Source organism: Mesorhizobium sp. WSM3868 (assembly GCF_002294785.1).
In the GTDB taxonomy this organism is placed as follows: Bacteria; Pseudomonadota; Alphaproteobacteria; order Rhizobiales; family Rhizobiaceae; genus Mesorhizobium.
The window spans coordinates 61,547-73,561 of the sequence record NZ_NSGB01000008.1; the positions used below are offsets into that span (position 1 = coordinate 61,547).

General features: G+C 64.8%; 14 protein-coding genes. 9 read left to right on the top strand and 5 right to left on the bottom strand.

Features of this window, described 5'->3' with window-relative positions; genetic code table 11:
* The gene (locus CK221_RS14920) at window positions 1-942 is read left to right on the top strand and encodes a LysR family transcriptional regulator (RefSeq protein ID WP_095778256.1); all 942 of its coding nucleotides are present in this window, start codon (window positions 1-3) and stop codon (window positions 940-942) included.
* On the opposite strand, the gene CK221_RS14925 is transcribed toward CK221_RS14920, so the two are convergent.
* Window positions 893-1,621: an SDR family oxidoreductase gene (locus tag CK221_RS14925; RefSeq protein WP_095778390.1), complete on the bottom strand. Its 729-nt coding sequence runs from the start codon at window positions 1,619-1,621 to the stop codon at window positions 893-895. The genes CK221_RS14920 and CK221_RS14925 overlap by 50 nt on opposite strands.
* Before the next feature lie 286 nt (window positions 1,622-1,907).
* Between CK221_RS14925 and CK221_RS14930 the strand changes: the two genes are divergently transcribed.
* Window positions 1,908-2,504: a YdeI/OmpD-associated family protein gene (locus CK221_RS14930; protein WP_095778257.1), complete on the top strand. Its 597-nt coding sequence runs from the start codon at window positions 1,908-1,910 to the stop codon at window positions 2,502-2,504.
* Between the two features lie 172 nt (window positions 2,505-2,676).
* Here the strand turns inward: CK221_RS14930 and CK221_RS14935 are convergent, their stop codons facing one another.
* On the bottom strand, window positions 2,677-2,997 hold the full coding sequence (locus CK221_RS14935; protein WP_095778258.1) for a hypothetical protein: 321 nt from the start codon (window positions 2,995-2,997) through the stop codon (window positions 2,677-2,679).
* 554 nt (window positions 2,998-3,551) lie between these two features.
* Between CK221_RS14935 and CK221_RS14945 the strand changes: the two genes are divergently transcribed.
* From CK221_RS14945 to CK221_RS14965, 5 genes are read left to right on the top strand one after another with little or no spacing between them, the layout of a single operon-like run.
* The gene (locus CK221_RS14945; RefSeq protein ID WP_066998453.1) at window positions 3,552-4,760 is read left to right on the top strand and encodes an ABC transporter substrate-binding protein; all 1,209 of its coding nucleotides are present in this window, start codon (window positions 3,552-3,554) and stop codon (window positions 4,758-4,760) included.
* Window positions 4,757-5,557 (top strand): ABC transporter ATP-binding protein, encoded by an 801-nt coding sequence (locus CK221_RS14950; RefSeq protein WP_245418863.1) that lies wholly within the window; start codon window positions 4,757-4,759, stop codon window positions 5,555-5,557. Before CK221_RS14945 ends, CK221_RS14950 begins: the two co-directional genes overlap by 4 nt.
* Window positions 5,550-6,254, top strand: a complete 705-nt coding sequence (locus CK221_RS14955) for an ABC transporter ATP-binding protein (RefSeq protein WP_095778259.1) — start codon at window positions 5,550-5,552, stop codon at window positions 6,252-6,254. Before CK221_RS14950 ends, CK221_RS14955 begins: the two co-directional genes overlap by 8 nt.
* A 7-nt stretch (window positions 6,255-6,261) precedes the next feature.
* On the top strand, window positions 6,262-7,149 hold the full coding sequence (locus tag CK221_RS14960; protein ID WP_066998448.1) for a branched-chain amino acid ABC transporter permease: 888 nt from the start codon (window positions 6,262-6,264) through the stop codon (window positions 7,147-7,149).
* A gap of 1 nt (window position 7,150) precedes the next feature.
* Window positions 7,151-8,128, top strand: a complete 978-nt coding sequence (locus CK221_RS14965) for a branched-chain amino acid ABC transporter permease (protein WP_095778260.1) — start codon at window positions 7,151-7,153, stop codon at window positions 8,126-8,128.
* On the opposite strand, the gene CK221_RS14970 is transcribed toward CK221_RS14965, so the two are convergent.
* The 3 genes from CK221_RS14970 to CK221_RS14980 form a co-directional block, all read right to left on the bottom strand.
* A complete protein-coding gene (locus CK221_RS14970; RefSeq protein ID WP_067322571.1) occupies window positions 8,125-8,424 on the bottom strand; it encodes a HigA family addiction module antitoxin in 300 nt (99 codons plus the stop codon). The two genes, CK221_RS14965 and CK221_RS14970, sit on opposite strands and share 4 nt — an antisense overlap.
* Window positions 8,425-8,461: 37 nt before the next feature.
* Window positions 8,462-8,743, bottom strand: coding sequence for a type II toxin-antitoxin system RelE/ParE family toxin (locus CK221_RS14975; RefSeq protein WP_095778392.1), 282 nt, complete (start codon window positions 8,741-8,743; stop codon window positions 8,462-8,464).
* Window positions 8,744-8,831: 88 nt separating this feature from the next.
* Window positions 8,832-9,320, bottom strand: a complete 489-nt coding sequence (locus CK221_RS14980; protein ID WP_066998440.1) for an Lrp/AsnC family transcriptional regulator — start codon at window positions 9,318-9,320, stop codon at window positions 8,832-8,834.
* 106 nt (window positions 9,321-9,426) lie between these two features.
* Here CK221_RS14980 and CK221_RS14985 point away from each other — a divergent pair, with 106 nt between their 5' ends.
* Together CK221_RS14985 and CK221_RS14990 are read left to right on the top strand one after the other, a co-directional pair.
* A complete protein-coding gene (locus CK221_RS14985) occupies window positions 9,427-10,629 on the top strand; it encodes a diaminopropionate ammonia-lyase (RefSeq protein ID WP_095778261.1) in 1,203 nt (400 codons plus the stop codon).
* Window positions 10,626-11,861, top strand: a complete 1,236-nt coding sequence (locus tag CK221_RS14990) for a Zn-dependent hydrolase (protein ID WP_095778262.1) — start codon at window positions 10,626-10,628, stop codon at window positions 11,859-11,861. Before CK221_RS14985 ends, CK221_RS14990 begins: the two co-directional genes overlap by 4 nt.
* Window positions 11,862-12,015: the final 154 nt, after the last annotated feature.

Below are 12,015 nucleotides of genomic sequence, written 5' to 3' on the forward strand. Positions count from 1 at the left end.
GTGCATCCAAGGCTGCTGAAGACCTTTCTCGCGGTCGCGCGCACACGCAACGTCACGCGCGCGGCGGGCGAGCTCAATCTCGCGCAGTCGAGCGTCAGCGACCAGATCCAGTCGCTCGAGGCCGAGCTGGGCGCGACGCTGTTCACACGGTCGCGGCAAGGGCTGGACCTGACCCCGGCCGGCGAGGCGCTGCAAGCCTACGCCGAGGAATTGCTGGCGCTCGCCGACGACGCCCGGGCCGCCATCGATGCCACCAAGGCCGAGACGGCCGGCAGCCTGTCGATCGGCGCGCTCGAGACGATCGCTTCGGCAAAACTTCCCGGCTGGCTCGCCGATTTCCAGGCCGTTCATCCCGACATCGACATCAGGCTGAAAATCGCAGGCAGCGGCGAGTTGCGCCGCAGGCTGGGAGAGGGTGGGATCGACGTCGCCTTCTGCTTCGACAGACCGGGCGCCAGCGAGCCCGACGAGCGCTTCGCCAGGCGCCCCGTCGCGGCCGAGCCGCTGGTGCTGATCGCGCCGCCGGGCGAGAACCGGGCGGATGTCGATCTGGCGGAGCTTGCCGAAAAGCGTTTCGTCGCCACCGAAACCGGATGCGTCTACCGCGTCATGGTCGACACGGCCTTCACCGCGGCGGGCCTCGGCGGACCGAAGCTCGCGGCCGAGGCTGGCAGCATTGACGCCATCGCCGGCCTGGTGGCGGCCGGCGCCGGCTTCGGCCTTGTTCCGCGGCTGGCGGTCGCTGCCGCGCTCGATCGCGGCGAGGTGGCCGAGATCGCATGGCCGGGCCCGATCCGCTCGGCGGAGCTGGTCATGATCTGGCGGCGCCGGCGCGTCCAGCCGCCGGCGCTGAAGCTCTTGCTCGCGGCGATGGGCGAAAACTTCGCGATCGTCAGACCAGCCGCTGCCCGCCCTCGACATGCAGCGTCGTTCCCGTCGTAAAGCCGTTGCCCATCAGGAAGCGGATCGCGTCCGCAATGTCTTCCGGCCGTCCGACCCGTCCGGCCGGCAGGCGCTTCGCCATCGCGGCAAGCGTCTCGTCCTTCGCATCGCCGGCAACGAATTGCCAGATCGGCGTGTCGACCCAGCCGGGCGAGACGGCATTGACTCGGATCGGCGCCAGCTCGATGGCCAAGGCCCGCACCAGCCCTTCGAGCCCGGCGTTGACGGCCGCGACCACCGAGCCGCGCGCGGCCGGGCGGTAGGCGGCAATGCCGGAGACGAAGGTGAGCGAACCATTGGCCGAAAGTTTCGGCGCGCCATGCTTGGCCAACAGCAGCGGCCCGTAGAACTTGCTGTCGACAACTTTTTGCGCCGCCGAAAGCTCGATCTCGGGCAAAAGCCGGTAGGCGCCTTCGATGTCGACCGCCGTGCTGACGATATGCTCGAGCCCGCCGATGCGCGCGAACAGCGCCGCGACCTCGGCCTCGCGGCTGATGTCGACCACCGCCGCTTCCAGCGCGGCCGGGCAGCCGAGCTCATCGCGCGCGGCGTTCAGCCTCGCTGCATTGCGCCCGGCGATGATGACGCCGGAGCCTTCGGCGAGGCAGCGCCTGGCAAGCGCCAGCCCCATGCCCGAACTGCCGCCGACGATCAGGATTTTTGTCTCGTCCATGTCCATGCCTTTCTTTTGCATGGACGGTGATGTGGCAGGCCGGCCGGCGGAGCGGAAACGGAAGAAACCGATAGTGTTATCGGAGAGTCCGATGGTTGGCTGGCGCGGCTTTGATAATTCAACCAGGCAGGGCAGGGGGGCGCGAAGAAACGCGGCCTTAAATTCCCACGAGTATAAGCTAAGGCGGCGGCGTCTCGACAGGGCTGGCGGGACAGCGCGCCCTCTGGTCTGCCGGCCGTCTCCCCAACAAAGGGGGAGATCGGAGCCTCGGCTCAGGCAAGAAGGAACACCGATGGCCCCCATCAAGGTCGACTCGAGTAAGGTCCACGAGTTCTCGGACGCCGAAAGCTTCTACGCCTGGCTCAGCCAAAACCAGGCCGGCGAAAGCGAGGTCTGGATCAAGATCCACAAGGTCGGCTCTGGCCTTGCTTCGATCACGCCGAAGGAAGCGATCGACGTCGTGCTCTGCTTCGGCTGGATCGATGCGGTGCGCAAGTCGCTCGACGAGAAGAGCTTTCTGCAGCGCTACACGCCGCGCGGCAGGAAGAGCATCTGGAGCAGGATCAACGTCGACAACGTCGCGCGCTTGATCGAAGAGGGCCGCATGACGGAGCATGGCCTGCGCGAAGTCGAGGCGGCCAAAGCCGATGGCCGCTGGGACCGCGCCTATGGCGGCTCGAAACAGATGACATTTCCGCCCGACCTGCAGGCCGCGATCGATGCCGAACCGAAGGCCAAAGCGATGCTGGCAAAGCTTTCGGCGCAGAACCGTTTCGCGCTCGCCTTCCGCGTCCACAACATGAAGACCGAGGCGGGGCGCAAGAAGAAGATCGAGACGTTCGTCGAAATGCTGAAGCGCGGCGAGACGATCTATCCGCAGAAGAAGTAAGGCACGATCCGGACCGGACGACCGCGCCAGCGACCTGGTAAGCAAAAACGCCGCCTTTGAGGGACGGCGTTTCCGGGAAGCGATGATCCCGAACCCTGTTGAAGCGGTCCGGGATCATCCGGTCATGAAGTTTTTGGCCAATTGCTGAAAAGCCAAAAGCCGGCGACGCGCCTTATGCGGCGAGCTTCTTGCCGTGCTTCTTGTGGGTACGCTTCTTGGTGTGGTGCTTCACATGATGCTTCTTGGCGTGATGCTTCGAGTGCTTCTTCACGTGATGCTTGCGGGCGTGACGGCGATGGTGCTTGACATGCTTCTTGTGCGGGCCGTTGGCGTCCGGCTTGGCCGTCTCGGTGGCCGCAGCCGGAGCCGCGGTGGTCGTCGTGGTCGCAGCCGTCGTGGTCGCGGCAGCGTTGGCTTCGGTAGTGCCGAGCGCCGGCACCGCGAAAGCAAGCGCGACCGCCAGGCCGAGAACGGAGAGAAGGGTCTTTTTCATAAGTCGGCATTCCTTTTTCGAAGATCGATATCAGGTTGTCGCTGGCCGTAGTTCGGCTGCTCCGGTGCCGCTTATGACAGCCGGTCTTTTCGCGAGTTTTTCCGGGCTGTTGAATCTTGTTTCCGGATTGTGTCTGGCGGGGAGGGGGCGCTTGCTGGTCAATTCGACCTGCCCCGGCTGGGTCGCGACATGGGCGGTGCCGGCGGCCGCCCCGTCGCGCAAGGCGCGGCCGGCATCGTCTGCGCCGCAACCTTGCCCGACGGTCCGACCGGCGGCTTTTTAGCGATGGCAAGCTGCTGCCCTGGTGAAGGGACACCATGCTCCCCCCAACCCATCCGCATGCTACGAAAATAGCATTCCCGGCCAGCGAAATGTGATGCTAGGCTCGCGCCCGTGCACCCAAGGCGCACGGCGGCCCAGCCGCAAAGGAGCAGGCCCGCAAGAATAGGAGTGGCAGGCGGGATCGAGGCCTCAATCCACAATCCGACGGAACTGTTGAACCATTGCGAGGTCCGCCGCGTTTCCCGTGGTTGACCACAAGGGAGGAACTACCAGTGAAAGCATCCTATCTCGTCTCCGCCGCGCTCATTGCGGCATCCGCAATGCCGGCGGCGGCTGGCGAAATCTCGGACGGCAAGGTCAAGATCGGCATCTTGAACGACCAGTCCGGCGTCTATGCCGATTTCGGCGGCAAATGGTCGGTCGAGGCCGCCAAGATGGCGGTCGAGGATTTCGGCGGCAAGGTGCAGGGCGCGCCGATCGAGATCGTCAGCGCCGACCACCAGAACAAGCCGGACATCGCCTCCAACATCGCGCGCCAGTGGTACGACACCGAGCAGGTCGATGCGATCATGGAGCTCACCACGTCTTCCGTCGCGCTCGCCGTCCAGGGGCTTTCCAAGGAAAAGAAGAAGATCGACATCGTCACCGGCGCCGCCTCCACCGACCTCACCGGCAAGCAGTGCTCGCCCTATGGTTTCCACTGGGCCTACGACACCCACTCCCAAGCGGTCGGCACCGGCGGCGCACTGGTGCAGCAGGGCGGCGACAGCTGGTATTTCATCACCGTCGACTATGCATTCGGCTATTCGCTGAAGGACCAGACCGCCAAGCTCGTGGAATCCAGTGGCGGCAAGGTGCTGGGCGAGGTGCGCTATCCGCTTGGCTCCACCGACTATTCCTCCTTCCTGCTGCAGGCGCAGTCCTCCGGCGCCAAGATCATCGGCCTAGCCAATGCCGGCCTCGACACCTCGAACTCGATCAAGCAGGCGGCCGAGTTCGGCATCGTCGCCGGCGGCCAGCGGTTGGCGGCGCTGCTCTTCACGCTGGCCGAGGTGCATGGCCTTGGCCTGCAGGCGGCGCAGGGCGTTGTGCTGACGGAAGGCTATTACTGGGACCGCGACGATGTGAGCCGCGATTTCGCGCAGCGCTTCTTCAAGCGCACCAACCGCATGCCCAACATGGTCCAGGCCGGCACCTATTCGGCGGTGACGCAGTATCTGAAGGCCATCGACAAGGCCGGCACCGACGAGACCGAAGCGGTGGCCAAGCAATTGCATGAGATGCCGGTCAACGACGTGTTCACGGTGAACGGCAAGGTGCAGGCCGACGGCTCGATGGTGCACGACATGTATCTCTACCAGGTCAAGAAGCCGGAGGAGAGCAAGAAGGACTGGGACTACTACACCTATCTGGCGACCATTCCCGGCGACAAGGCCTTCATGAAAGCCGAGGACAGCGGCTGCCCGCTCGTCAGCAAGTGACGCTCGACACCGCCACCGCCGTCCGCCGGGACGGCATCGACCAGACGCCGCGGGTGGTGCTTTCCGCCCGCGGCTTGCGGCGCGACTTCGCCGGATTCGTCGCCGTGAAGGATGTCGATCTCGACGTCCATCACGGCAGGATCCATGCCTTGATCGGCCCGAACGGCGCCGGCAAGACCACCATCTTCAACCTGTTGACCAAATTCCTGCAGCCGACCAGCGGCACCATCCAGCTGCTCGGCACCGACATCACCCGCACGCCGCCGGCCAAGGTGGCGCGCATGGGCCTTGTACGCTCCTTCCAGATATCGGCGATCTTTCCGCATCTCAGCGTCCTCGACAATGTGCGCGTCGCGCTGCAGCGTCCGGGCGGACTGGGCTATCAGTTCTGGCGCCCGGTCTCGGCGCTGGACCAGCTGACGCCCCGAGCGCGCGAGCTGCTCGCCATCGTCGGGCTCGACGACGCCGCGCATCGGCTGGCGGGCGATCTCTCCTACGGCAGGAAGCGTGTGCTGGAAATCGCCACCACGCTGGCGCTCGATCCAAAAGTTCTGCTGCTCGACGAGCCGATGGCCGGCATGGGGCATGAGGATGTCGGCACGATCTCAGGCATCATCCGCTCGCTGGCGAAAGACCGCGCCGTGCTGATGGTCGAGCACAACCTCACCGTCGTTGCCGATCTCTGCGACTGGATCACCGTCATGCAGCGCGGCCAGGTGCTTGCCGCCGGCGACTACGCGACTGTGAGCCAGGACGAGCGCGTGCGCGTCGCCTATATGGGGACCGAGCATGAGTGAGCCGCTGCTTGCCGTGCGCGACCTTCATGCCTGGTACGGCGAGGGCCATGCGCTGCACGGCGTCAACCTCGAAGTCCTGCGCGGCGAGACGGTTACGTTGCTTGGCCGCAACGGCGTCGGCAAGACGACGACGCTGCGCGCCATCATGGGCCTGATCCGCAAGCGGACAGGCTCCGTCACTTTCAATGGCAAGGACCTGATCCGCCTGCCGTTGCACCGCGTCGCCCATCAGGGCATCGGCTTCGTGCCGGAGGAGCGCGGCATCTTCGCCACGCTCACCGTCGACGAGAATCTGATCCTGCCGCCGATGGTGGCCAAGGGCGGCATGAGCGTGGAGGAGATATTCGAGCTCTTCCCCAACCTCAAGGAACGTCGCAACAGCCAGGGCACGAAGCTTTCCGGCGGCGAGCAGCAGATGCTGGCGATCGCCCGCATCCTGAGGACCGGCGTCGAAATGCTTTTGCTCGACGAGCCGACCGAGGGCCTGGCGCCGGTCATCGTCCAGCGCATCGGCGAATTGCTGGCGGCGCTGAAGAAGCGCGGCATGACCATCCTTTTGGTCGAGCAGAATTTCCGCTTCGCCGCCCGCATCGCCGATCGCTTCTACCTGATGGATCACGGCAAGGTGGTGGAAGGTTTCCCGGTCGGCCAGCTTTCCGCGCACACCGACAAACTGCACGAGGTGCTGGGGGTATGATGGCCAAATGACCATGATCTTCGGCATCCCCATCCAAGCCTTGCTCGGCCAACTGCTTGTCGGCCTGATCAACGGCTCTTTTTACGCCATGCTCAGCCTCGGGCTGGCCGTCATCTTCGGGCTCTTGCGCATCATCAATTTCGCCCATGGCGCGCTCTATATGTTCGGCGCCTTCATCGGCTATCTGCTGCTCGTCCATCTCGGCATCGGCTACTGGCCGGCGCTGATCATCGTGCCTTTGGCCGTGGGCCTGTTCGGCATCGTGGTGGAGCGTGTAGCGCTGTCGCGGCTCTACCGGCTCGACCCGCTCTATGGCCTGCTTTTCACCTTCGGCCTTGCGCTGGTCATCGAAGGCGTGTTCCGCTTCTATTATGGCGTCTCCGGCAATCCTTACGCGGTGCCGACCCTGCTTGCCGGGGGCACCAATCTCGGCTTCATGTTCCTGCCCAATTACCGCGGCTGGGTGGTGGTGGCCTCGCTCATCGTCTGCATCGGCACCTGGCTGCTGATCGAAAAGACCAGGCTCGGCTCCTATCTGCGCGCCGCCACCGAGAACCCCGAGCTGGTGCAGGCTTTCGGCGTCAACGTGCCGCTGCTGCTGACGCTCACTTACGGGCTGGGCGCAGCACTTGCCGGGCTGGCCGGCATTCTTGCGGCGCCCGTCTACCAGGTCAGCCCGCTGATGGGATCGGACCTCATCATCGTCGTCTTCGCCGTCGTCGTGGTCGGCGGCATGGGCTCGATCCTCGGCGCCATCGTCACCGGCTACATGCTCGGCCTCGCCGAGGGCCTGACCAAAGTTTTCTATCCGGAGGCCTCGAACCTGGTGGTCTTCGTCATCATGGCAATCGTGCTTTTGCTCCGCCCCGCGGGCCTGTTCGGAAGGGACGCGTAAGATGAGCGAGGCGACCCTTCACGCAGAGCGCGCCGCTGCCTCCGTCCGGCTGGAACGGGCGCTTGTGGCGCTGGGGGTCGTGGCGCTCATCGCCGCCCCCTTCCTCATCTATCCGATCTTCGTCATGAAGATGCTGTGCTTCGCGCTGTTCGCCTGCGCCTTCAACCTGCTCCTCGGCTACACCGGGCTGCTCTCCTTCGGCCACGCCGCCTTCTTTGGCGGCGCCGCCTATTTCTGCGCCTATGCGGTGAAAGCCTGGGGCTGGCCGCCCGAGGCCGGCATCCTGCTCGGCACTGCGGGCGCGGCGGCGATGGGCCTCGTGGTCGGCTTCCTCGCCATCCGCCGGCAAGGCATCTATTTCGCAATGATCACGCTGGCGATGGCGCAGATGTTCTATTTCTTCTGTGTGCAGGCGCCCTTCACCGAAGGCGAGGACGGCATCCAGGGCGTGCCGCGGGGCCATCTCTTCGGCATGCTCGACCTCAACGTGCCGATGAACATGTATTTCTTCGTGCTCGCCATCTTCCTGATCGGCCTCTTCGCCATCTGGCGCATCGTCAACTCGCCCTTCGGCATGATCCTGCGATCGATCCGCGAGAACGAGAACCGTGCCATTTCGCTCGGCTATTCCGTCGGCCGCTACAAGCTCGCCGCCTTCGTCATGTCGGCGGCCCTTGCCGGCCTCGCCGGCGCGGTGAAGGCGATCGTCTTCCAGTTCGCGACCCTCACCGACGTCACCTGGCAGATGTCGGGCGAGGTCATCCTGATGACGCTTCTTGGCGGCATCGGCACCATGGTCGGCCCGGTGGTCGGCGCCGGCCTAGTCGTCGGCCTCGAGAACACGCTTGCCACCTCCGGCTTCCCGGTGACGATAGCGACCGGCGTGATCTTCATGGTCTGCGTGCTGATCTTCCGGCGCGGGATCGTGGGGGAGATCTATGCGCGGTTGCTGGGGAGGGAGGGCGGCAAGAGCTCTTAAGCAGCCGCCTCGAACCGTTTAATTTCCTTGAGCTCTTCCTGCAGCGACGCGCCCTCCACGGCCAGGTCGTAACTGGCTTGCATGTTCATCCAGAACTGTGGCGTGGTGCCAAAGAATTTGGCGAGACGCAGAGCGGTGTCCGGCGTAACGGGCGTGGTCTCGTTGGCGAGGCGCTCGATACGGGTACGTGGGACATGAAGCTTTTTCGCCAGGGTGTAGGGCTTCAGGTCGAGTGGCTCAAGGAACTCGGCCCGCAATATCTCGCCGGGATGAATAGGCTTATCGAGGTTGATCATTGGTTCCGCTCCTGTCGGACAGAGCTGGTTGGTTTAGCTAATGGTAGTCGGTGATCTCCACATTGTCCGCTCCTCCATCGGTCCACCGAAAGCAAACACGAAATTGGTCGTTGATACGGATTGAGTACTGACCGGCGCGATCGCCCTTCAGCGCTTCAAGCCGATTTCCCGGTGGGACTTTGAGGTCGGCGAGTTCGGCTGCGTTGTCCAGCATGAACAGTTTCCGCTGAGCGACACGAATGAGATCTGCCGGAAATCCTTTCGGAGCTTTGCCTGTCGAAATCGCTTCAGTGGTCTTGTCTGTGAACGAACGTATCATCCACTGCCCCTCGCAACGTATCTTTGCATGATACGTCTGCGAGATCAAGCGCAGAGTATCATGCCGCGATACGAAATGCCCCGAGGGATCATGTTGAGTGAGGTGCGCCCACCGGCACCTCCAGCCCGACCTTCACCCGATCCATCGCAACGAACGTGCGAAACCGCCTGACGTTGTTGTTCTCAAAAAACAATCGCCGGGTCAGCGCCTCGTAGTCGGCCATCGTCGCTACGGTGACGACCAGGATGAAGTCGGCCTCGCCGGTCACGTAATAGCATTGCTGCACTTCCGGCACCGCGGCGAAGCCGCGCTTGGCGGCGTCGATCAGCTCGGCCCGCTCGCTCTCCACCTCGACCTCGACGAAGATGGTGATCGGATGGCCGACCTTGGCCGGATCGACCAGCGCGACATTGGCGCGGATGACGCCCATTTCCTCCATGCGCTTGATGCGCCGCTGCACGGCCGGCGCCGATAGGTTCACCGTCTCGCCGATAATGCGCTGGGGCGTGCTGTTGTCCTTCTGCAGGATGGCGAGGATGGCGCGGTCGAAGGCGTCGAGGTCGGGCAAAATGGACATGACGGCATCTAAACGAAACAAAATTGCATTTCAGGTGCCGAAACAAAGCGCCTTTCTCGCTGGACTTGCAATAAATTTCAGCCAACAAGACAGAGAAAGCCGATCCATGTTCCTGCTTAACCACCACCCGAGCCATCGCCAGCCGCTGACCGATGAAGACGCCGCGACGCTTGGGCTAGCCGGAGCTGCCGAGGCCGAGCGCTTCCTGGCCGCACGCAACAACCATGCCGAGACGCCGCTGCATGCCTTGCCGGCGCTGGCCGGCGAACTCGGCATCGCCGCGCTCCACGTCAAGGATGAGGGCAAGCGCCTCGGCCTCGGCAGCTTCAAGGCGCTGGGCGGCGCCTACGCCGTCATCCGCCTGGTGCTGGAAGAGGCTGGGAAACGGCTCGGCCGTGCCATCGATGTTGCGGAACTGCATGGGCCCGACGTGAAGGCGATTGCCTCGGGCATGACCTTCGCCTGCGCGACCGACGGCAATCATGGACGCTCGGTAGCGCAGGGCGCCGGCCTGGTCGGTGCGCGCTCCGTCATCTTCGTCCATTCGGGCGTCAGCAACGAACGCGTCGCGGCGATTGCCCGCTTCGGCGCCGAGATCGTGCGCATCGCCGGCGATTACGACCAGTCGGTCAGGGAAGCCGCCCGTGTCGCCGCCGAGCGCGGCTGGACCGTCGCCTCCGACACATCCTGGCCGGGTTATGAGCGCATCCCGGGGCTGGTGATGCAGGGCTACACGGTTATCGTGCGCGAAGCGCTGAGGCGCTTGCCGAAGTCGCCCACCCACGTCTTCCTGCAGGCCGGCGTCGGCGGCCTCGCCGCGGCGGTGGCCGGCCATTTCGCCATCGTGCTTGGCGAGGATCGCCCTGCGGCAATCGTGGTCGAGCCCGCGCGGGCGGCGTGCGTCTACGCCACCGCGAAGGCGGGGCGTCCAGTCGCGATCGCGCACAGCAAGCCCACGGTGATGGCGATGCTCGAATGCTATGAGCCGTCGCTCGCAGCCTGGCGCGTGCTGTCGCGGCTCGGCGATGCTTTCATGACCGTGGACGAGGACGACGCGGTTTCGGTGATGAACCGCCTGGCGCGACCTTCAGGCACTGATCCGGCGATCGTTTCCGGCGAGAGCGGCGGGGCGGGGCTCGCCGGGCTGATCCGCGCTGCCGGCGACAAGAAGATGCGCGGGGCTCTCGGCCTCGATGCCCAGTCGCGCGTAGTCATCATCAACTCCGAAGGCGCGACCGACCCCGGCCGCTATGCCGAGCTGGTCGGGATGGCGCCGGACGAGGTTGCGCTGGCGAGGCAGCCGGCATGAGCAATCTGACGATCAATGCCGACCGCCTGCTTGGCCGTATCGAGGAGCTCGGCAGCCTCGGTCGCGATACGCAGGGCCGGCTCGTCCGCGTCGCCGCCTCCGACATGGACAAGCTTGGCCGCGACCGCCTTGTCGGTTGGCTGGAAGAGGCAGGGCTCGACGTCGCCATCGATCGCATCGGCAACATCTTCGGCATCTGGCAGGGCGACGCGGATGCCGGCCAGGAACCGGTGATGCTTGGCTCGCACATCGACACGGTGATCGACGCCGGCATCTATGACGGCTGCTACGGCGTGCTTGCCGGCCTCGAAGCGATCGAGAGCCTGAAGGAGGCAGGATTTGCGCCGGCGCGCCCGTTTGTTGTTGCCGCCTTCACCAATGAGGAGGGCGTGCGCTATTCGCCTGATATGATGGGCTCGCTGGTCTTTGCCGGCGGCCGGGATACCGAAGAGGCGCTGGCCTCGATCGGCACCGACGGCTCGGTGCTGGGCAAGGAGTTGGAGCGCATCGGCTATGCCGGCCGACATCAGCCCGGCTTCCTCAAGCCGCATGTCTATGTCGAGCTGCATGTCGAACAGGGACCGGTGCTGGAGCGCGAGGGCATCGCCATCGGCGCAGTCGAAAACCTGCAGGGCATTTCCTGGCAGCGCATAACCATCGACGGCGTGGCCAACCATGCCGGCACCACGCCGATGTCGATGCGCCAGGATGCCGGCGTCGCCGCCGCGCGGGTGATCAGCTTCCTCGCGGACCGGGCCAGCGCCTCGCCGACGCCGACGGTCGCCACCGTCGGCACCATCGCTTTCGAGCCAAACGCGATCAACGTCATCCCGTCGCGGGCGATCTTCACCATCGACCTTCGCGATCCGAACGAAATGCATCTTCGCGAAGCCGAAGCGGCGCTCGCCGCCTTCCTGGACGACCTTGCCGCAAGCGCCGGCGTCACCATCCATGCCGAAAGCCTGGCGCGTTTCGAGCCGGTGACGTTCGATGCCGGCATCGTCTCGCTGATCGAGGATGGCGCCAGAGCCGCCGGCCTATCCTGCCGGCGCATGACGTCGGGCGCGGGGCACGACGCGCAGATGATTGCCCGTATTGCGCCGTCCGCGATGATCTTCGTGCCGAGCCGGGGCGGCATCAGCCACAATCCGGCCGAGTCCACCGCCGCCGACGAGCTGGTTGCCGGCGCCAATGTCCTGCTTGGCGTCGCCGCCCGGCTGGCAGCCGACTGATCGCGGAACCAAACGTTATAGTTGTCGACGGCAGGTGCTACCAGGCGAAGCACCACCAAAAATAGTCATCTCGAAACGTTGCGTGCCACCAAGGCGGGAATCCGGCGACATCTGATCGAAACAAACTTCAATCACTAGCCAGATCAGGGAGCGC

Coding starts and splice junctions, on each gene's coding strand:
- CK221_RS14990 (WP_095778262.1), top strand. CDS start 10,626: ATGAGCAATCTGACGATCAATGCCGACCGCCTGCTTGGCCGTATCGAG.
- CK221_RS14925 (WP_095778390.1), bottom strand. CDS start 1,621: ATGGACATGGACGAGACAAAAATCCTGATCGTCGGCGGCAGTTCGGGC.
- CK221_RS14975 (WP_095778392.1), bottom strand. CDS start 8,743: ATGATACGTTCGTTCACAGACAAGACCACTGAAGCGATTTCGACAGGC.
- CK221_RS14970 (WP_067322571.1), bottom strand. CDS start 8,424: ATGATCAACCTCGATAAGCCTATTCATCCCGGCGAGATATTGCGGGCC.
- CK221_RS14935 (WP_095778258.1), bottom strand. CDS start 2,997: ATGAAAAAGACCCTTCTCTCCGTTCTCGGCCTGGCGGTCGCGCTTGCT.
- CK221_RS14985 (WP_095778261.1), top strand. CDS start 9,427: ATGTTCCTGCTTAACCACCACCCGAGCCATCGCCAGCCGCTGACCGAT.
- CK221_RS14930 (WP_095778257.1), top strand. CDS start 1,908: ATGGCCCCCATCAAGGTCGACTCGAGTAAGGTCCACGAGTTCTCGGAC.
- CK221_RS14960 (WP_066998448.1), top strand. CDS start 6,262: ATGACCATGATCTTCGGCATCCCCATCCAAGCCTTGCTCGGCCAACTG.
- CK221_RS14980 (WP_066998440.1), bottom strand. CDS start 9,320: ATGTCCATTTTGCCCGACCTCGACGCCTTCGACCGCGCCATCCTCGCC.
- CK221_RS14965 (WP_095778260.1), top strand. CDS start 7,151: ATGAGCGAGGCGACCCTTCACGCAGAGCGCGCCGCTGCCTCCGTCCGG.
- CK221_RS14955 (WP_095778259.1), top strand. CDS start 5,550: ATGAGTGAGCCGCTGCTTGCCGTGCGCGACCTTCATGCCTGGTACGGC.